This is a genomic window from Arthrobacter sp. SLBN-53 (genome assembly GCF_006715585.1).
Taxonomy (GTDB): Bacteria; Actinomycetota; Actinomycetes; order Mycobacteriales; family Mycobacteriaceae; genus Mycobacterium; species Mycobacterium neoaurum_A.
On sequence record NZ_VFNN01000001.1, the window covers coordinates 345,698 to 365,846 of the forward strand.

Consider the following 20,149-nt stretch of genomic DNA (forward strand, 5'->3'; position numbering starts at 1 on the left):
GCGCACGTTCAGCGGGTCTCAACGGTGTTTCGCGCGAGCACACGCCGGCGTTACCGCACCGCCTCCGGGTGGGCGCGTCGGATTTCACCTCCTAGCTACTGTCCAGTAACATCGCCGGTATTCGCTGACTCAGCGCTGAACCAAGGAGGGTTCGATGCACGTGCTGCTCACCGGTGGCGACACCGACCTCGGCCGTCAGATCGCCGGCGGTTTCCGGGAAGCCGGCCACGATGTCCTGATCGCCGGCTCGCGACGCGCGGAGCTCGAGGTGGCCGCCAAGGAACTCGACGTCGACTTCGTCGTCCTGGACAACATCGATCCGGCCAGCCTTGAGGCCGCACGCGGATCACTCCCCCAACATCTGGACGGCATCGTCAACGTTCCGGCACCGCGCTGGGACGCCGGCGATCCTCGGACACACTCGCTGGCCGAGCGCGCCGCTACCTGGCGACATGCGCTGGACACCACCGTCCTCTCGGCGGTGCTGACCGTGACCGTCCTCGGCGATCAGCTGAGCTCCGGTGGATCGATCCTCAACATCGTTGCCGAGAATCCCGCAGAGGGCAGTGCCGACGCCGCGATCAAGGCTGCGCTGTCGAACTGGACCGCGGGCCAGGCCGCCCACTTCGGCATTCGCGGCATCACCATCAACACCATCGCCGCGGGCCGCAGCGCCGAGGCCGGCTACCCGGGTGCCGACCCGGCGCCGGGCTCGACTGCCGCCGAGATCAGCCGGCTGGCACTGTTCCTCACCACACCGGCGGCCCGCCACATCACGGGCGAAACGCTGCACGTGAGCCAGGGCGCGTTGGCACAATTCGGCTGAAATATTCCGCGTTCACCCCAAGCTGAAACGGGGTGACCACTCCGGTTCGCTGTGGTTTGGTGAGTCCATGGCGATTCGACTTGGACTCCAGATCCCCAACTTCTCCTACGGCACCGGCATCTCCGAGCTTTTCCCGACCGTGATCGCGCAGGCCCGCGAGGCCGAGGACGCCGGTTTCGACTCGGTCTTCGTGATGGACCACTTCTACCAACTACCCGGACTCGGCGCCCCCGAAGAGCCGATGCTGGAGGCCTACACCACCCTCGGCGCCCTCGCGACAGCCACCGAACGGGTCCAGCTGGGAACGCTGGTCACGGGCAACACCTATCGCAATCCGACGGTGCTGGCCAAGGAGATCACCACGCTCGACGTGATCAGCCAGGGCCGCGCCATCCTCGGTATCGGCACCGGGTGGTTCGAACTCGAACACGACAGCCTGGGTTTCGAGTTCGGCACGTTCACCGATCGGTTCAAGAAGCTCGACGAGGCGTTGAGCATCATCATCCCGATGATCAAGGGTGAGCGTGTCACCGTCGACGGCACCTACTACCGCACCAACGAAGCGTTCGCCAATCCCCGCTTCCGCCAACACATTCCGCTGATGATCGGGGGCAGCGGCGAGAAGAAGACCATCCCGTTGGCCGCGCGGCACTTCGACCACCTCAACATCATCGCCGGCTTCGACGAGCTGCCCCGCAAGCTCGATGTCGTGCGGGCCAGATGCGAGGAGATCGACCGCGACCCGGCGACGCTGGAGACCAGCATGCTGGTCGTCGCGCTGATCGGCGAACAGTTCACCGCCGAGATGATCCCGGACGATTTCAAGCAGCAGGCCGTGTTCGGCAGTCCCGATCAGATCGCCGAGCAGCTCAAGGAGAAGGTGTACGACATCGGGGTCGACGGCGTCATCCTGAGCCCGGTGACCATGGGCGGATACGTCCCCGGCGGAGTCACGGGTGTTGCCGAGGCGCTGAAACCCCTGATCTCGGGGTAGAGCTCGTGGTGCGAGCCCGGTCTACGGGATGAATTCTCGGTCCGGTGTGCCATCTCACCGCGCTGCTGGGATGGCCACCGACTACCCTGGGGTTGTACTGACAAAGCACTTCGCTAGGAGCAGAGATGAGCCATCCCGGAGCTACGGCATCGGATCGGCACAAGGTCGTCATCATCGGATCGGGTTTCGGTGGTTTGAACGCCGCGCAGGCGCTCAAGCGCACCGACGTCGACATCAAGTTGATTGCGCGCACCACCCATCACCTGTTCCAGCCGCTGCTGTACCAAGTGGCCACGGGCATCATCTCCGAGGGTGAGATCGCCCCGCCGACGCGGCTCATCCTGCGCAAGCAGCGCAACGCTCAGGTACTCCTCGGCGACGTCACCCACGTCAACCTGGAGAAGAAGACCGTCGAGTCGGTGCTGCTGGGGCACACCTACAGCACCCCATACGACACCCTGATCCTGGCGGCCGGTGCCGGTCAGTCCTACTTCGGCAATGACCACTTCGCGGAGTGGGCGCCGGGTATGAAGACCATCGACGATGCGCTGGAACTTCGCGGACGCATCCTGGGCGCGTTCGAGCAGGCCGAACGCTCCAGCGACCCGGAGCGCCGCAAGAAACTGCTGACGTTCGTGGTCGTGGGCGCCGGTCCGACCGGTGTCGAGATGGCCGGTCAGATCCAGGAGCTCGCCGATCAGACGCTCAAGGGCAGTTTCCGCCACATCGATCCCACCGAAGCCCACGTCATCCTGCTGGATGCCGCCCCGGCGGTGTTGCCGCCGATGGGTGAGAAGCTCGGGCTCAAGGCCAAGGAACGGCTGGAGAAGATGGGCGTCGAGATCCAGCTCAACGCCATGGTCACCGATGTCGACCGCAACGGCATCACCGTCAAGGACAAAGACGGCACGCTGCGCCGCATCGAGTCGGCGTGCAAGGTGTGGTCGGCGGGTGTGCAGGCCAGCCCGCTGGGCAAGGACCTGGCGGCGCAGTCGGAGACCGAGATCGATCGCGCCGGTCGTGTTGTCGTCAACCCCGATCTGTCGATCCCGGGGCACCCGAACGTCTTCGTGGTCGGCGATATGGCCTTCGTGCCGGGCGTGCCGGGCATGGCGCAGGGTGCGATCCAGGGCGGCAAGTACGTCGCGGCGATCGTGAAGAACGAGGCGGCAGCGCGCGCCCACGGCACCAAGCCCAAGCCACGGGTGCCGTTCAAATACTTCGACAAGGGCTCGATGGCCACAGTGTCGAAGTGGAACGCGGTGGCCAAGGTCGGCAAGCTGGAGTTCGGCGGGTTTATCGCCTGGCTCGCCTGGCTGGGCCTGCACCTGATCTATCTGGTCGGCTTCAAGACTAAGATCGCGACGTTGTTGTCGTGGGCGGTGACCTTCCTGAGCCGACAGCGGGGACAGCTGACCATCACCGAGCAGCAGGCCTACGCGCGGATCAGGATCGAGGAACTCCAGGAGATCGCGGCCTCGGTTCAGGAGAGCGAGAAAGCCGCCAGCTGAACCGATCTCACCGCCCATGTGATCCACCGACCGTGGCCGCACAATGAAGTGCGCGAACGGTATTATGGCGCGGTGACAGATAGCGGCTTCCCGTCCCAGTATCCCCAGAATCCCGACATCCCTTACGGCGCACCGGTTCCCGGACCGGCGGGCTTCCAGGTTCCCGAGCAGTGGCGTAGCCGCTTCGACTTCTTCTCCCGCTACGGGTACCCGGCATCCACGCCGGCCGCGCAGGCTGCGTTCAAGCAACTGTCATTCGGCCAGCGGATGCGGTTGGGGGCCAACGGCCCGGCGTTCTTCTTCGGACCGATCTACTTCGCCATCAAGGGACCGTGGCGAAAAGGGTTGAGCCTGTTCGGCATCTCGTTCGTGCTGGCGGCGGTGATCAGCGTGATCGAAATCGCGCTGAACTTCACCTTCTCCTCGGCGGCGTACGGCGCCGCGATCGGCGTGCTCTACTCCAGCACGGCCAACTGGGCCTACTTCCTGCACGTGACGCGCGCCAGCACCAGCTGGAACCCCTTCGAGGGTGCGCCGATGTTCCGCGGAAAGCGCTGAACCGATCGCGCGGGTCAGGTCGGCGCCTCGTCGAGTCGCAGGCCCTGCCAGGTCGACAACGCCCCGCCTGCGGCAAGACTGAGCACCGTCCCAACACCGGCGAAAGATGCTTGTGGATAGCGTAATTCGCTGATACACGCGCGTGGCGCGGCAATCTGATCATCGCTGACCGATGCGGTGCCCATCTCCACGCGGTGCCGCAGCAACGGTGCACCGTCGATATCGGCGCGCAGCGACCCGGTCCAGTACCCGTCGCGTTCACCGTGCCTGCCGATCTGGATGCGTTCGCGCACCCGAATCCTCGCGTCGGCGGCCATCCGGACTCGGGTGGCCGCCGAATGCCGTGAGCTGCCCGCGATCACGGTCGGCTCCGGGTCGAAGTCCAGCTCGCCGCACACCTCCGCTTCCCACGTGCTGTGCGACTCGGCGCTCGCGGCGCCGGGCAGCACGACGGTGGCTGCCACCGACCGCACCGCCAACCGCGCCCCCGCCTCCACGACGATCCGTACGGTGATGACGTCGCCGCCCAAGGGTGTGGCGGCCGCCGAGAGCAGGTGCACGGTCTCGGCACCGGTGCGCCGGGCGGTGATGCCACCGGTGCATTCGATATGCGCGCCACGACCGGGCCGCGCCACCAACAGGACGTCGGAACGCACGATGTCAGCCCGACACCGACACCTGGAGTTGTTCACGAACCCACGCCAGCACCGGCCCCGCCGTGGGGTCCTCGGTCAGCGAGATGAGCACGAACGGCCGATCCCCGCGCACCATCGTCGAATCCCGGCGCATGACGTCCAGATCGGCCCCCACCATCGGCGCCAGGTCGGTTTTGTTGATCACCAACAGATCCGAGAAGGTCACCCCCGGGCCACCCTTGCGTGGCACCTTGTCCCCGCCGGCGACATCGATGACGAAGATCTGGACATCGATGAGGCCCGAGGAGAACGTGGCGGTCAGATTGTCGCCGCCGGATTCGACGAGGATCAGGTCGAGGCGTGGATTCGCGGCGATCAGATCGTCGATCGCATCGAGGTTGGCGGTGATGTCATCGCGGATGGCGGTGTGCGGGCAGCCGCCGGTCTGCACCGCGGTGATGCGCTCGTCGGGCAGTACGGCGTGGCGGCGCAGGAAGTCGGCGTCCTCGGTGGTGTAGATGTCGTTGGTCAGTACGGCCAGCGAGAGCTCATCGCGGAGCTGCCGGCACAACGCGGCGGTCAACGCGGTCTTACCCGACCCGACCGGCCCGCCGATCCCGATACGCAGCGGTTCGCCGGGACGGCGGACCCGCTTCGGCCGATCGTGGTGGTGATCGTGCGGTTCGCCGTCGATCAGATGTGGGGGCATGTCATTCCTTCGATATCGGTCGGTCAGGACGAGAACAGGGGGCGCTCACGCGCGGCGTGGTGTTCGGCCAACACGTCGAGCAGCGGGTCGGACAGATCGGCAAGGCCCTCGAGCGCCTGCGCGGCGGTCTGCGCGCACAGCGCGGACAGCTCGAAGGTCACGGCGGCCACGTCGGCCGGGTCCAGCGCCAGCAGGCGCTGCGCGGCGGTCGCCGACCCCGTCATGGTCGTGTAGACCAGCGACAGCGCGGTGTGCTCGGGGGCGATCCCGCTGATGCCACCCACCACGCCGGCGACCACCGGCAGGTGCGGTTTGGCACCAAGGGCGGCCCAACCAATCTCCGGTCGGGAATCCGGCCATACGCGTTTGGCCAGCCGCAGGAGTCCGCGGCCCTGGGCGCGCGAAGCGGCGCGGGCGGCCGGCGACGGTGTGCGGGCATCGGTTTCGGCGTCGGCCAGCTCGACAGACAGCTCACCGCGGTGAACAGCAGCGGCCAGCGAGGCGCTCACCAGCCCCTGGGTGCCGATCCGGCGGCGCAGATACGCGCGCAGCGTGGGAAGATCGTGCACCCGGCCCGTGGTGATCGCCTCTTCGATGCCACCGGAGTGCACATGTCCACCGGTGGGCAGCCGGGAATCGGCGAGGGTGAGCAGCGTGGCCAAACCGTGCGGAGCCTGGGCGAGCATCAGAACAGGAAGTAGCGCTGCGCCATCGGCAATTCGGCGGCGGGTTGTTCGGTCCACACATCGCCGTCGATCCGGACGGTGAACGTGTCGGGGTCGACCTCGATGCGGGGCATGGCGTCGTTGAGCGGCATCTGCGCCTTTCCGACCTGACGGACGTTCTTGACCGGCAACAGCTTTCGCCGGATATCCAGGCGATCGGCCAATCCGTCCTCGACGGCGGCGGGCGCGACGAAATGCACCGATGTGGCGGCGGCGGCCACCGGGTCCGCGCCGAACATGGGCCGCGGCAGCACGGGCTGCGGGGTCGGGATGGACGCGTTGGCATCCCCCATCGCCGCCCAGGCGATCATGCCGCCCTTGACCACGGCGTGCGGGCGCACACCGAAGAAGGCCGGCTCCCACAGCACCAGGTCGGCGAGCTTGCCGACCTCGACCGACCCGATCTCATCGTCGAGGCCGTGCGCGACCGCCGGGCAGATCGTGTACTTGGCCACGTACCGGCGGGCCCGGTTGTTGTCGGCTCCCCCGGGGCCGGATCCGTCGCCTTCGAGCGCTCCCCTGCGGCGCTTCATGACATGCGCGGTCTGCCAGGTCCGCAACACCACCTCACCGATACGACCCATCGCCTGGGCGTCCGATCCGATCATCGAGATGGCGCCGATATCGTGCAGCAAGTCCTCGGCGGCGATCGTCGACGGCCGGATCCGGCTCTCCGCGAACGCGAGATCCTCGGGGATGCGCGGATTGAGGTGATGACACACCATCAGCATGTCGAGATGTTCGTCGAGGGTGTTGACGGTGTGCGGGCGGGTCGGGTTGGTGGAGCTGGGAAGCACATTCGGGTGCGAGGCGACCGTGATGATGTCGGGCGCGTGCCCGCCGCCGGCACCCTCGGTGTGATAGGCGTGGATGGACCGGCCCTTGATCGCGGCCAGGGTGTCCTCGACGAAGGCCATCTCGTTGAGGGTGTCGGTGTGGATGTTGGCCTGCACTCCCGCGGCGTCGGCGACGGTGAGACAGGCGTCGATCGCCGCCGGGGTGGTCCCCCAGTCCTCGTGCAGCTTGAAACCCGCTGCACCGCCACGCAATTGCTCCCACATCGCCTCGTGGCTCACGGTGTTGCCCTTGCCGAGCAGGGCGATGTTCAGCGGCCAGGAATCCAGGGCCTCCAACATCCGGCCCAGATGCCACGCCCCCGGGGTCACGGTGGTGGCCTTGCTGCCCTCGGCCGGACCGGTGCCGCCTGCCACGATCGTCGTGATGCCGCCGCCGAGCGCTTCGGCCATGATCTGCGGGCAGATCAGGTGCACGTGACAGTCGATGGCGCCCGCGGTCACGATGCGGCCGTTACCCGCGATGATCTCGGTAGAAGGCCCGACCACCAGATCGGGGTGCACCCCCGACATGATGTCCGGATTACCCGCCTTACCGATGGCCACGATGCGGCCGTCACGGATGCCGATGTCGGCCTTGATGATTCCCCAGTAGTCCAGGATGACGGCGCCGGTGATGACGGTGTCGGGAGCGCCCTGCGCCCGGGTGACCCGGGACTGGCCCATCGATTCACGCAGCACCTTGCCACCGCCGAAGACTGCCTCGTCGCCGGCAAGCCCCGGCCCACCGCTGCGGTCCTCGGTGATCTCGATGACCAGATCGGTATCGGCCAACCTGATCCGGTCACCGGCGGTGGGTCCGAACAGCGCGGCATACCGGTCGCGGGACAGTGAACTCACAGAGACGGATCCAATCTTCCTGGCGGATCGAGCGACAGTCCGTGCACCTCGCGCGTACCGCCCAGCGGGACCAGCGACACGGTCTGGGCGATACCGGGTTCGAACCGCACCGCGGTTCCGGCGGGGATGTCGAGGCGATGGCCGCGCGCGGTGACCCTGTCGAACTCCAGCGCACTGTTGGCCTGCGCGAGGTGCACGTGACTGCCGACCTGGATCGGTCGGTCGCCGCCGTTGATCACCGGCAGGGACAGCCGCGCGGCACCGCGGTTGAGCTCGACATCGCCGTCGCCGTAGAGGATCTCACCGGGAATCATCGTGACGGCCTCAGGAGATCGGCTGGTGGACGGTGACGAGCTTGGTGCCGTCGGGGAAGGTCGCCTCGACCTGGACATCGTGCAGCATCTCGGGGATACCGTCCATGACCTGATCGCGGGTGAGGACTTCGCGGCCGGTGACCATCAGTTCGGCCACCGTGCGCCCGTCACGGGCACCCTCCAGGATGTGGTCGGTGATCAGCGCGACGGACTCCGGGTGGTTGAGCAACAGACCGCGGCCCTGGCGGCGGCGCGCCAGATCGGCGGCGTAGGAGATGAGCAGCCGTTCCTGTTCATGCGGCGTCAAACGCATAGTGCGCGATCCTGCCACGCCGACGCGGTTTCGGCAGCGCTGCGGTCAGTCGGCGATGTTCTGCAGCCGGACCTGACCGCGTGCGACGGTGCGGCCCTCCTCGTCGGTGATGTTGATCAGCCACAGCTGCTGGCGACGGCCGCGGTGAATCGGCGTCGATACCGCTGTGACGGTGCCGGATTTGATGGCGCGCAAGAAGTCGGTGTTGTTGTTGACGCCGACGACGGTGCCGCCACCGTGCTCGGCGAGCCACACGTGGCCGGACACACTGGCCAGGCTCTCGACGATGGCGCAGTAGACGCCACCGTGCACGATCCCCCACGGCTGCTTGACCTTGTCGCTGATGACCAGCTGTGCCCGGCCACCGTCGGGGGTCACCTCCAGGTACTGCAGTCCCAGTTCGCTGTCGAAGCCGGCGCCGAGGCCGGGAGGCAAGGAAGAAGTCACGAATGATGTGTCTACACCGTCGCGCGAAGGCGCCGTCGACCCACTGCACCCCGCAGATGCGGAAGGGCCCCACGCGTATCGCGTGGGGCCCTTCCTTCGAGTGGACCGGGGGTCTCTGCAGCCCTCAGGACTCCGGCTCGGTCCGTTAGTCTCGCATGATCATCATAGGCAAGGCTTGCCTAATTAAGCAAGGCTTTCCCTGCCGAGAATCTGCTCGCGCCGCGCACCGGCAGCCCGAAGCCCACCAATGCATCGAGAATTGCCTGCCCACGGCTCATGCTCGTCAGCTCACTGGAACCCGCGAGCAGGGGCACCTGCGTCGAGGCACCCACCACTGCGGCGCCGACGATGTTCCACATCGACGCGATGGAGATGGCGCCATCGCTCACCTCGTGGAGCTTGGCGAACAACGGGGCCAGCGCGCGATGGCTGCGATGAGCGACCCAGGTCGTCAGCGCCGCCTCACTGGGCAGTGCAACGATGCCGTCGCGCCGGGTACGCACCGACCCGACACTGCGACGTTGGGCCAGGTGCGGATCGTCGGGAAGCGCGCGCAGCGTCGGATCCACGACGCCGACCCAGTCGATCGCACCCTCGGAATCCACGTGCACCCACAGGTTCTCCAGCCCGACATCCCAGGCCCGGCCCTCGAGCGCCACCAACGGGACGACCCGGCCGATCACCACGTGCGAGAGCGTCGCCGCCAATTGCTGGGCGACCGCAACCCGACTGTCGGTCTCGGCCACGGCCGCATCGAACATCAGGCGCAGACGGTCGGTCGTGACCATTTCGATCAGCGGCCACCAGCGGCGCCGGGACAGATCGCCCATCACGGCCACGCCGTAGACACGTGGACATTCCGGATACAGCTCACGCAGCCGGCGACTCGACTCATGCAGCGGCAAAGCCCGCCGGATCGACATGCGGGCGATCAGTGGATCGTCGACCACGACCGTCATCGGCACCTCCTCAATCGGTTAGGTTAGCCTTACTATAGTCATGACCCACCAACGGGCCAAAGCGTGTGACTGGACTCACAGGATCACGTAAAACGCCCCGTGACCGGCGCGGGAAGTTTCTTCGCCACGCGGAGCGGCAACCCCGGTGATTGGATACGACGCACGGTAGTAAGCGCGTAGTACGCTGTTTTCATTGCTCAGGGAGTGAACGGAACATGGCCAAGTTGACGCGGCTCGGGGAACTCGAGCGCGAAGTGATGGACCACCTCTGGACCTCGCGCGAACCACAGACGGTGCGCCAGGTCCACGAGGCGCTGGCCGCACGCCGCGATCTGGCCTACACCACGATCATGACGGTGCTGCAGCGGCTGGCGAAGAAGAATCTGGTCGTCCAACACCGCGACGACCGTGCCCATCGGTATGCGCCCACGCACGGACGCGACGAACTGGTTGCCGGCCTGATGGTCGACGCACTCGACCAGGCGGCCGATTCGGGTAGTCGCGAAGCCGCCCTCGTGCATTTCGTGGAACGGGTCGGCGCCGGTGAGGCCGCCGCGCTGCGCCGGGCACTGGCCGAACTGGAAGCCAAGCACGCGACGGTCACACCGACTGGTAATTCCGGTACCGACTGAGAGACACTAGCGGCGTGTCCGCGCTGGCTTTCTCCGTCGTCGCGCTGGTGCTCGTCGGTCCGGTTCCCGCACTGTTGGCGCGGGCCCGCTGGCCGCTACGGGCACCACGTGCGGCGATCGTGCTGTGGCAGGCCATCGCACTGGCCGCGGTGCTCTCGGCGTTCTCCGCGGGAATCGCCATCGCCAGCCGACTGTTCGTGCCCGGGCCCGACGGGCGTCCGACCGCCACCCTGACCAGCGAGATCGCGGTCCTCGGCTGGCCGCTGTGGGCGCTGTACGTGGTGGTCTTCGCGCTGACGCTGATGATCGGCGCCCGACTGATCGTCGCCGTCATCCAGGTGGGTGTGGCCACCCGCCGCCGCCGCGCGCACCACCGCATGGTTGTCGACCTGGTCGGTAAGTGCCGCGATCAGATCAGCACCCCGGCGCGCCGACCGGCAGGCCTGCGCATCCTCGACGTCGCCCAGCCGATGGCCTACTGCCTGCCCGGTGTGCGCAGCCGTGTGGTGGTCAGCGAGGGCACCCTGACCTCGCTGTCGGAGAACGAGATCTCGGCCATCCTCACCCACGAACGCGCCCACCTGCGGGCCCGCCACGACCTCGTGCTGGAGATGTTCACCGCCGTGCACCGGGCGTTCCCGCGGTTCGTCCGCAGCGGTAACGCCCTCGACGCGGTGCGCCTACTGATCGAACTGCTTGCCGACGATGCCGCCGTCCGGGTCGCCGGACCGACACCGCTGGCGCGGGCGTTGGTGGCGTGCGCGGGCGGACGCACCCCCTCCGGTGCGCTCGCCGCGGGCGGACCGACCACCGTGGTCCGGGTGCAACGCCTGTGCGGCGAGGGCAACAGCCTGGCCCTTGCGGTGGCCGCGTACACCGCGGCGGCCGCCATCCTGATCGTCCCCACGATCGCGCTGGCACTGCCCTGGCTGACCGAACTCCATCGCCTGTTCAGCAGCTAGCGATCCCCCGGTTCCGCGGGCGCGATGTGGTCAGGGAATGATCGAGAAGGACGCACACCGACGCGAAAGGCTCCCGCATGACCAACTCGGGCAACACCGGTAAAGCTCAGATCGGGGTCACCGGCCTCGCGGTCATGGGATCCAATATCGCGCGTAACTTCGCCCGGCACGGTTACACCGTTGCGCTGCACAATCGTTCGATCGCCAAGACCGACGCGCTGCTGGCCGAGCACGGCAGCGAGGGCAACTTCGTGCGCAGCGAGACGATCGCGGAGTTCCTCGACGCGCTGGAGAAGCCGCGCCGAGTGCTGATCATGGTCAAGGCAGGCGACCCGACCGACGCCGTCATCAACGAGCTCGCCGACGCCATGGAGCCGGGCGACATCATCATCGACGGCGGTAACGCGCTCTACACCGATACGATCCGCCGCGAGAAGGCGATCCGCGAGCGCGGCCTGCACTTCGTCGGCGCCGGGATCTCCGGCGGCGAGGAGGGCGCACTCAACGGCCCGTCGATCATGCCCGGTGGCCCCGCCGAGTCCTATGTGTCCCTCGGCCCGCTGCTGGAGGAGATCTCCGCCCATGTCGACGGTGTCCCGTGCTGCACCCATATCGGCCCCGACGGCGCGGGTCACTTCGTCAAGATGGTGCACAACGGCATCGAGTACTCCGATATGCAGCTCATCGGCGAGGCCTACCAGCTGTTGCGCGACGGACTCGGGCTGGCCGCCGCCGATATCGCCGACGTCTTCGCCGAATGGAACAAAGGCGATCTGGACAGCTACCTGATCGAGATCACCGCCGAGGTGCTCAAGCAGGTCGACGCCAAGACCGGCAAGCCGTTGGTCGACCTGATCCTCGACGAGGCCGAGCAGAAGGGCACCGGCCGCTGGACGGTCAAGTCCGCGCTCGACCTCGGCGTCCCGGTCACCGGCATCGCCGAGGCCGTCTTCGCCCGCGCGCTGTCCGGGTCGGTCGCCCAGCGCAAGGCCACGACCGGGCTGGCGTCCGGGGACCTCGGCGAAAAGCCGGTAGATGCCGCGCAGTTCACCGAGGACATCCGCCAGGCGCTGTACGCCTCGAAGATCATCGCCTACGCACAGGGCTTCAACCAGATCCAGGCGGGCAGCGCCGAGTACAACTGGGATATCACCCCCGGCGACATGGCGCGGATCTGGCGCGGCGGCTGCATCATCCGGGCCAAGTTCCTCAACCGAATCACCGATGCCTTCGACAACAACGCAGAGTTGCCGACGTTGATCGTCGACCCGTATTTCCGCGATGCCGTCGAGGCCGCGATCGACGGTTGGCGCCGTGTCGTGATCAAGGCCACCGAGCTGGGCATCCCGATCCCCGGATTCAGCTCGGCGCTGTCGTACTACGACGGCCTGCGCACCGAACGGCTGCCCGCGGCCCTGACCCAGGGCCTGCGCGACTTCTTCGGCGCGCACACCTACGGGCGCATCGACACCGACCGCGACAAGCGGTTCCACACGCTGTGGAGTGGTCAGCGCAACGAGATCGAGGCCTAGCCTCTTCCGGGCCTTTCCGGCGAGCAGACACGTTTACCCCTGTAATGCGAGGTTTTCGGGGGTAAACGCGTCTGCTCGCGGGAGGAACCGGGCCCACTAGACTCGGGGTATGCGTTTCCTCGACGGCCACCGTCCCCCGTACGACCTGACCTACAACGACGTCTTCATCGTGCCGGGCCGCTCGGAAGCCGCCTCCCGCTTCGACGTGGACCTGTCCACCGTCGACGGATCGGGCACCACCATCCCGGTCGTGGTGGCGAACATGACCGCGGTCGCCGGCCGGCGGATGGCCGAGACGGTGGCCCGCCGCGGCGGCATCGTCGTTGTGCCCCAAGACGTTCCGCTGGCAGCCGTGCGGCACACGGTCGACTTCGTCAAGAGCCGTGACCTGGTCGCCGACACCCCGGTTCAGCTGGCACCCGACGACTCGGTCTCCGACGCGCTCGCCCTGATCAACAAGCGAGCCCACGGCGCGGCGGTCGTCGTCTCCGACGGTAAGCCCGTCGGCGTCGTCACCGAGGCCGGATGTGCCGGGGTCGACCGGTTCGCCCGGGTACGTGACGTGGCCACCGGCGATTTCGTCACCGCGCCTGCCGGCACCGACCCGCGCAAGGTGTTCGACCTTCTCGACCACGCGCCGATCGATGTCGCGGTGCTCACCGACGGTGCGGGAAACCTGGCCGGGGTGCTGACCCGAACCGGCGCTGTGCGCGCAGGCATCTACTCCCCCGCCGTCGACGACGCAGGACGGTTGCGTATCGCCGCCGCCGTCGGCATCAACGGTGACGTGGCGGCCAAGGCCCGCGACCTCGCCGAGTCCGGCGTCGACCTCATCGTCATCGACACCGCGCACGGCCATCAGGTGAAGATGCTGGACGCGGTGGCCGCCGTCGCCGCCCTGGATCTGGGGCTGCCGCTGGCCGCGGGCAACGTCGTCTCGGCAGGGGGCACCCGCGACCTGATCAACGCCGGCGCCTCGATCGTCAAGGTCGGAGTCGGCCCCGGCGCGATGTGCACCACTCGGATGATGACCGGCGTCGGCCGGCCGCAGTTCTCCGCTGTCGTCGAATGTGCCTCGGCGGCAACCGAACTCGGTGGCCACATCTGGGCCGACGGCGGCGTGCGCCACCCGCGCGACGTGGCCCTCGCCCTGGCCGCCGGCGCGTCCAATGTGATGATCGGCTCCTGGTTCGCCGGCACGTACGAATCCCCCGGCGATCTGCTCCGCGACCGCGACGGCCGCCCATACAAGGAGAGTTACGGGATGGCCTCCAAACGGGCCGTCGCCGCCCGCACCGCGGGCGACGGCGCATTCGACCGGGCCCGCAAGGCGCTGTTCGAAGAGGGGATCTCCAGCTCTCGGATGAGCCTGGACCCCAACCGTGGCGGTGTCGAGGACCTGTTGGACCACATCACCTCCGGTGTGCGCAGCACCTGCACCTACGTCGGCGCGCGGACACTGCCCGAACTGCACGAGAAGGTCGTCCTCGGGGTGCAGTCGGCCGCCGGTTTCGCCGAAGGCCATCCGCTGCCGACGGGTTGGTGATGCTCGGCGCCACGCAGCGGGCAGTTAGGATGGACCAGTTCCGCCGCCCGAAGAATGCCGCGACTGCGTCGCGCCGAAGACCAGAGAGGGACCCCGTGCCACAGGCACCCGTGGAGGCTCCGGGTTCACCGCTGGGCGCGGGAATCCCACCGGGCACCGCCACCCCACCCGGCGAAGCATCCGACGCCGAACCGTCCTCTAGTCAGCCGGGCACGCGGCCCGGCAGCCATCCGGTGAGGTGGCCGTGACTCTCACCATGACCCTGCTCAGCCTTCTGGCCTTCGTCCTGTTGACCGCCGGCACCGCGGTCTTCGTGGCGGCCGAATTCTCGCTGACCGCCCTCGAACGCAGCGTCGTCGAGGCCAATGCCCGGGCCGGCGGACGACGCGACCAGTTCATCCGCAAGGCCCATCGCACGCTGTCATTCCAGCTGTCGGGCGCCCAATTGGGCATCTCGATCACGACATTGGCCACCGGTTATCTGGCCGAGCCGGTGATCGCCCGGTTGCTCTACGGACCGTTGACCGCGATCCGCATCCCGGCCGACTGGGTCAGTGGCATCGCGCTGGCGCTGGCCCTGCTGATCGCCACCTCGGTGTCGATGATCTTCGGTGAGCTGGTGCCCAAGAATCTCGCGGTCGCCAAACCACTGGCCACCGCCCGGTTCGCCGCCGCCCCGCAGTGGTACTTCTCCAAGCTCTTCACTCCGGTGATCAAGGCCACCAACGGCACCGCCAACTGGATCCTGCGCCGGATGGGCATCGAACCGGCCGAGGAACTGCGTTCGGCCCGCTCACCCCAGGAGCTGGTCTCCCTGGTGCGCACCTCCGCGCGCAGCGGCGCACTCGACGCCGACACCGCGTTACTGGTGGACCGATCGCTGCAATTCGGCGACCGTTCCGCCGAGGAACTGATGACACCGCGATCGAAGATCGAATCCCTGGAGATCGAGGACACCGTGGCCGACCTGATGGCCGCCGCGATCCGCACGGGGCACTCCCGTTTCCCGATAGTCGACGGCGACCTGGATCAGACCGTCGGCATGGTGCACGTCAAGCAGGTGTTCGAGGTGCCCACCGAGCTGCGCGCACGGACCCCGCTCTCCCGGCTCGCGGTGCCCGTACCGACCGTGCCCTCGACCCTGGACGGGGATGCGGTGATGACGCAGATCCGCGCCAATGGCATCCAGACCGCCATGGTCGTCGACGAATACGGCGGTACCGCGGGCATGGTCACCGTCGAGGATCTGATCGAGGAGATCGTCGGCGATGTGCGCGACGAGCACGACGACGCCACCCCGGATGTGGTGCAGAGCCGTGCCGGTTGGCAGGTGTCGGGACTGTTGCGCATCGACGAGGTCGACTCGGAGACACCGTTCCGCGCCCCCGAGGGCGACTACGAGACCATCGGCGGATTGGTGCTGGAGAAGCTGGGACACATCCCGGAGGTGGGCGAGACCGTCGAGCTGACCGAATTCGACCCGGACCGCCCCGGCGACCCGGCGATGCGATGGCATGCCCGTGTGCTGCGGATGGACGGCAGGCGCATCGACCTGCTGGAGCTGGTGCAGGTAGACGCCGACCCCGAGGAGAACTCCCGTGGGTGGTGATCTGTTCGGAGTCGGTCTTGCCGTGCTCCTGCTCGCAGCCAACGCATTCTTCGTCGGCGCCGAGTTCGCGCTCATCTCCGCTCGGCGTGACCGTCTGGAAGCACTCGCCGAGCAGGGCAAGAAGCGCGCCGTCACCGTCATGCGTGCCGGTGAACACCTGTCGCTGATGCTGGCCGGCGCCCAGCTGGGCATCACGATCTGCTCGATCCTGCTGGGCCGTGTAGGCGAACCCGCGGTGGCCCATCTGCTGGAGAAACCCGCCGCGCTCATCGGCATCAGCGACGCGATGCTGCACACGGTGTCGTTCGTCATCGCCCTGGCCGTCGTGGTGACCCTGCATGTGCTGCTCGGCGAGATGGTGCCCAAGAACATCGCCATCGCCGGGCCGGAGAGCACCGCGATGCTGCTCGTCCCGCCCTACCTGCTCTACATCCGGGCGGCGCGACCCTTCATCGCCTTCTACAACTGGGCCGCCAACACGACGTTGCGGGCGCTGCGTGTGGAGCCCAAGGACGAGCTGGACGTGACCGTGTCCACCGTGGAGCTCTCCGACATGATCGCCGAATCGCTCTCGGAGGGTCTGCTCGACCGCGAGGAGCACACCCGCTTGACCCGCGCCCTGCAGATCCGCGATCGCCACGTGGCCGACCTTGCGATCCCGCTGGATCGGATCTTCGCGGTGCCGGCCGCCGAGCCCGGTGCGGGCCCGACCATCGCCGCCATCGAACACGCGCTCTCGCAGACCGGCTACTCACGCTTCCCGGTCGCCGGCGCCGACGGCAATTATCTGGGTTACCTGCACATCAAGGATGTCCTTCCGGTGCTCAGCGAGGACCTCACGGTGCTTCCCGCCGATATGGTGCGCCCGCTCATCCAGGTGCCCTCGTCGATGTCCCTGCCCGACGCCCTGACCCGGATGCGCCGCACCAAGAGCCATCTCGCGCTGGTCACCAACGGCGGCCGCGTGACCGCGATGGTGACGCTGGAGGACTTGGTCGAAGACCTCGTCGGGACCGTGCGCGACGGGACCCATCGGGTGTGACCGCACTCGGTCAGGACGTCTGGAAGACACGCGAGGCCGCATACCGGCGGCGCGTCGAGACGTTCGTCGACCCGCATCTGCAGCGCGCCCGGCGCGGTGAGCCGCATCCGGTGTGGGACTTCCTGTTCACCTATTACAGCCTGCGCCCACGCCAGCTGCGCCGCTGGCATCCGGGGTTCGGGGTGGCCCTGTCCGGGCCGGACGCCCGGCGATTCCTGGACCGCACCGGCTACACCGAGCGTGACGGGCTGGTCGGCGTCTCCGACGAGCTGCTGCGCGCGCGGCGCGACACCGTCGAATTCGTCGCCACCCTGTTGCACGGCACGAGTCGGCGCCCGGCCCGCTTCAACTGTTTCGGGCTGCACGAATGGGCGATGGTGTACCGGTCCGACGAGGTCCGCCACGGTGCGGTGCCGCTGCGACTGGGGGCATCCGGCACCGATGCGGTGGTCGAGTCGATGCCGCTGCGGTGCAGTCACTTCGACGCGTTCCGGTTCTTCACCCCGGCCGCCATGCCACGCAACGCCGAGCAGCTCACCAGGGACGGCCAGCTCGCCACCGAACAACCGGGCTGTCTGCACAGCGGCATGGATCTCTACAAGTGGGCCTACAAGTTGGGACCGCTTGTCGAGTCCGAACTCGTGATGGACTGTCTGGAACTGGCCGCCGACGCCAGGGTCTTGGACATGTGTGCCAGCCCATACGACCTGACCGACTATGGTTTTGCACCGGTGGCCATCGAAACCGCCGCCGGCCGTGCCCAGTACGCCAAGGCACAGCAGGACATCGCCGACCGCGCCGCGCCCTTGCGTGCGGCGCTGCTGGCCCGGTGTGACGCGCTACTGGCACGGCTGCCCGCGCCCGTTCGCGCGTAGTTACCGACGGGTAAACTGGGTCGACTGTTAAGGGAGGAATCATGACCGAGCGCGTGACCGTCGGCAACCTGCGGGTCGCCAAGGTGCTGCACGATTTCATCACCAATGAGGCGTTGCCGGGCACCGGCGTGGATCCGGACAGCTTCTGGGCGGGCGTGGACAAGGTCGTCGCCGACCTCGCCCCGCAGAACGAAGAGCTGCTCGCCCGCCGCGACGACCTGCAGGCCCAGATCGACAGGTGGCACCGCGCGCGCGTCATCGGTCCCTTCGACGCCGCCGAGTACAAGCAGTTCCTCACCGATATCGGCTACCTGGCACCCGAGCCTCCCGACTTCACCGTGACCACCTCCGGGGTGGACACCGAGATCACCTCGACCGCCGGCCCGCAGCTCGTCGTGCCGATCCTCAACGCCCGCTTCGCGCTGAATGCCGCCAACGCCCGCTGGGGCTCGCTCTACGACGCGCTCTACGGCACCGACGTCATCTCCGACGAGGGCGGCGCCGAGGCCGGGACGTCTTATAACAAGGTCCGCGGCGACAAGGTGATCGCCTATGCCCGCAACTTCCTCGACGAGGCGGTGCCGCTGGCCGACGGCTCGTGGGCCGACATCACCGAGGTCAAGATCGAAGACGGGCAGCTGATTCCCTCGTTGGCCGATCCGTCGGCATTCGTCGGATACACCGGCGAGCTGGGCTCGGCGTCCTGGTCGGTGCTGCTCAAGCACAACGGCCTGCACATCGAGATCCTCATCGACCCGTCCTCGCCGATCGGATCGACCGACAAGGCAGGCATCAAGGATGTCGTCCTGGAGTCGGCGATCACGACCATCATGGACTTCGAGGACTCGGTGGCCGCCGTCGACGCCGAGGACAAGGTGCTCGGCTACCGCAACTGGCTGGGACTCAACCGCGGCGACCTCTCCGAAGAGGTCAGCAAGGGCGGCAAGTCCTTCAACCGGGTGCTCAACCCCGATCGGGAGTTCACCCGCCCGGACGGGTCCGGCGAGCTCAGCCTGCCCGGCCGCAGCCTGCTGTTCGTCCGCAACGTCGGACACCTGATGACCAACGACGCCATCGTCTTCGACAATGACGGTGCCGACGGCGCCGAGGTGCCCGAGGGAATCCAGGACGCGTTGTTCACCGGCCTGATCGCCATCCACGGCCTCAAGGAGGGCGAGCAGAACGGCCCGTACCGCAACTCGCGCACCGGTTCGGTCTACATCGTCAAGCCCAAGATGCACGGCCCCGACGAGGTCGCGTTCACCTGCGAGCTGTTCTCCCGCGTCGAAGATGTCATCGGCGTGCCGCAGGGCACCCTCAAGGTCGGCATCATGGACGAGGAGCGCCGCACCACGCTGAACCTGAAGGCGTGCATCAAGGCCGCCGCCGACCGCGTCGTGTTCATCAACACCGGCTTCCTGGACCGTACCGGCGACGAGATCCACACCTCGATGGAGGCGGGCCCGATGATTCGCAAGGGTGCGATGAAATCGCAGCCCTGGATCAAGGCCTACGAGGACGCCAACGTCGACACCGGCCTGGCGACCGGGTTGGCCGGTCGCGCCCAGATCGGCAAGGGCATGTGGGCGATGACCGACCTGATGGCCGATATGGTCGAGCAGAAGATCGGCCAGCCCAAGGCCGGCGCTACCACCGCGTGGGTGCCCTCGCCCACGGCGGCGACCCTGCACGCGATGCACTACCACCAGGTCGATGTCGCCGCGGTGCAGTCCGAACTGGCAGGCAAGAAGCGCGCCACCATCGACGAGCTGCTGACCATCCCGCTGGCCGGTGAGCTGGCCTGGTCCCCCGACGAGATCCACGAAGAGGTGGACAACAACTGCCAGTCGATCCTCGGTTATGTCGTGCGCTGGATCGACGCCGGTGTCGGCTGCTCCAAGGTGCCCGACATCCACAATGTGGCGCTGATGGAAGACCGTGCCACGCTGCGGATTTCGAGTCAGTTGCTGGCCAACTGGCTGCGTCACGGCGTCATCACCGAGGGTGATGTCAAGGCGAGCCTGCGCCGGATGGCCGCCATCGTCGACGAGCAGAACGCCGGCGACGCCGACTATCTGCCGATGGCACCCGACCCCGAGGCCAGCATCGCCTTCCAGGCGGCTCAGGAGCTCATCCTCTCGGGGGCACAGCAGCCCAGCGGCTACACCGAGCCGATCCTGCACCGACGCCGTCGTGAGTTCAAGGCGCGTGCCGCGAACCAGTGACTAGACTTCGGCGGGGTATTCGACACGACGAGACAAGAGGG

The 20,149-nt window shown here is 67.5% G+C and carries 20 protein-coding genes; 12 read left to right on the plus strand and 8 right to left on the minus strand.

Features of this window, described 5'->3' with window-relative positions; genetic code table 11:
- Positions 1-154 precede the first annotated feature (154 nt).
- From FBY28_RS01700 to FBY28_RS01715, 4 genes are all read left to right on the plus strand, one after another.
- Positions 155-826: an SDR family oxidoreductase gene (locus tag FBY28_RS01700; protein ID WP_141863773.1), complete on the plus strand. Its 672-nt coding sequence runs from the start codon at positions 155-157 to the stop codon at positions 824-826.
- Positions 827-893: 67 nt separating this feature from the next.
- Positions 894-1,820: an LLM class F420-dependent oxidoreductase gene (locus tag FBY28_RS01705; RefSeq protein ID WP_141863775.1), complete on the plus strand. Its 927-nt coding sequence runs from the start codon at positions 894-896 to the stop codon at positions 1,818-1,820.
- 125 nt (positions 1,821-1,945) lie between these two features.
- Positions 1,946-3,331, plus strand: a complete 1,386-nt coding sequence (gene ndh, locus FBY28_RS01710; protein ID WP_141863777.1) for a type II NADH:quinone oxidoreductase Ndh — start codon at positions 1,946-1,948, stop codon at positions 3,329-3,331.
- Between the two features lie 72 nt (positions 3,332-3,403).
- Positions 3,404-3,889 (plus strand): DUF2628 domain-containing protein, encoded by a 486-nt coding sequence (locus tag FBY28_RS01715; RefSeq protein ID WP_216847435.1) that lies wholly within the window; start codon positions 3,404-3,406, stop codon positions 3,887-3,889.
- Positions 3,890-3,903: 14 nt separating this feature from the next.
- Here the strand turns inward: FBY28_RS01715 and FBY28_RS01720 are convergent, their stop codons facing one another.
- The 8 genes from FBY28_RS01720 to FBY28_RS01755 form a co-directional block, all read right to left on the minus strand.
- Positions 3,904-4,545 (minus strand): urease accessory protein UreD, encoded by a 642-nt coding sequence (locus FBY28_RS01720; RefSeq protein WP_141863781.1) that lies wholly within the window; start codon positions 4,543-4,545, stop codon positions 3,904-3,906.
- Between the two features lie 4 nt (positions 4,546-4,549).
- A complete protein-coding gene (ureG, locus tag FBY28_RS01725; protein WP_141863783.1) occupies positions 4,550-5,233 on the minus strand; it encodes an urease accessory protein UreG in 684 nt (227 codons plus the stop codon).
- A gap of 23 nt (positions 5,234-5,256) precedes the next feature.
- Complete coding sequence (locus FBY28_RS01730) at positions 5,257-5,919, minus strand: urease accessory protein UreF (protein ID WP_141863785.1); 663 nt, start codon at positions 5,917-5,919, stop codon at positions 5,257-5,259.
- A complete protein-coding gene (locus tag FBY28_RS01735; RefSeq protein WP_141863787.1) occupies positions 5,919-7,652 on the minus strand; it encodes an urease subunit alpha in 1,734 nt (577 codons plus the stop codon). The genes FBY28_RS01730 and FBY28_RS01735 overlap by 1 nt, the downstream gene beginning before the upstream one ends.
- On the minus strand, positions 7,649-7,966 hold the full coding sequence (locus FBY28_RS01740) for an urease subunit beta (protein WP_141863790.1): 318 nt from the start codon (positions 7,964-7,966) through the stop codon (positions 7,649-7,651). Before FBY28_RS01740 ends, FBY28_RS01735 begins: the two co-directional genes overlap by 4 nt.
- Positions 7,967-7,976: 10 nt before the next feature.
- Entirely contained in the window at positions 7,977-8,279 is a 303-nt protein-coding gene (locus FBY28_RS01745) for an urease subunit gamma (RefSeq protein ID WP_141863792.1), read from the minus strand.
- Between the two features lie 45 nt (positions 8,280-8,324).
- Positions 8,325-8,726: a PaaI family thioesterase gene (locus FBY28_RS01750; protein WP_174241518.1), complete on the minus strand. Its 402-nt coding sequence runs from the start codon at positions 8,724-8,726 to the stop codon at positions 8,325-8,327.
- Between the two features lie 179 nt (positions 8,727-8,905).
- Complete coding sequence (locus FBY28_RS01755) at positions 8,906-9,685, minus strand: iron reductase (protein WP_141863794.1); 780 nt, start codon at positions 9,683-9,685, stop codon at positions 8,906-8,908.
- A 215-nt stretch (positions 9,686-9,900) separates the two neighbouring features.
- Here FBY28_RS01755 and FBY28_RS01760 point away from each other — a divergent pair, with 215 nt between their 5' ends.
- The 8 genes from FBY28_RS01760 (at position 9,901) to FBY28_RS01795 (ending at position 20,108) form a co-directional block, all read left to right on the plus strand.
- Positions 9,901-10,317: a BlaI/MecI/CopY family transcriptional regulator gene (locus tag FBY28_RS01760; protein WP_141863796.1), complete on the plus strand. Its 417-nt coding sequence runs from the start codon at positions 9,901-9,903 to the stop codon at positions 10,315-10,317.
- A 14-nt stretch (positions 10,318-10,331) separates the two neighbouring features.
- Entirely contained in the window at positions 10,332-11,279 is a 948-nt protein-coding gene (locus tag FBY28_RS01765; RefSeq protein ID WP_141863797.1) for a M56 family metallopeptidase, read from the plus strand.
- A 77-nt stretch (positions 11,280-11,356) separates the two neighbouring features.
- Positions 11,357-12,811 carry an NADP-dependent phosphogluconate dehydrogenase gene (gene gnd, locus FBY28_RS01770; RefSeq protein WP_141863799.1) on the plus strand — a complete coding sequence of 485 codons (1,455 nt, stop codon included), beginning with the start codon at positions 11,357-11,359 and terminating at the stop codon, positions 12,809-12,811.
- A 109-nt stretch (positions 12,812-12,920) separates the two neighbouring features.
- The gene (locus tag FBY28_RS01775) at positions 12,921-14,357 is read left to right on the plus strand and encodes a GuaB1 family IMP dehydrogenase-related protein (RefSeq protein ID WP_141863801.1); all 1,437 of its coding nucleotides are present in this window, start codon (positions 12,921-12,923) and stop codon (positions 14,355-14,357) included.
- Between the two features lie 244 nt (positions 14,358-14,601).
- Positions 14,602-15,966: a hemolysin family protein gene (locus tag FBY28_RS01780; RefSeq protein ID WP_141863803.1), complete on the plus strand. Its 1,365-nt coding sequence runs from the start codon at positions 14,602-14,604 to the stop codon at positions 15,964-15,966.
- Positions 15,956-17,008 carry a hemolysin family protein gene (locus tag FBY28_RS01785; RefSeq protein ID WP_019509985.1) on the plus strand — a complete coding sequence of 351 codons (1,053 nt, stop codon included), beginning with the start codon at positions 15,956-15,958 and terminating at the stop codon, positions 17,006-17,008. Before FBY28_RS01780 ends, FBY28_RS01785 begins: the two co-directional genes overlap by 11 nt.
- Positions 17,005-17,883 carry a 3-methyladenine DNA glycosylase gene (locus FBY28_RS01790; protein ID WP_141863805.1) on the plus strand — a complete coding sequence of 293 codons (879 nt, stop codon included), beginning with the start codon at positions 17,005-17,007 and terminating at the stop codon, positions 17,881-17,883. The genes FBY28_RS01785 and FBY28_RS01790 overlap by 4 nt, the downstream gene beginning before the upstream one ends.
- A 41-nt stretch (positions 17,884-17,924) precedes the next feature.
- Complete coding sequence (locus FBY28_RS01795) at positions 17,925-20,108, plus strand: malate synthase G (RefSeq protein ID WP_141863807.1); 2,184 nt, start codon at positions 17,925-17,927, stop codon at positions 20,106-20,108.
- Positions 20,109-20,149: the final 41 nt, after the last annotated feature.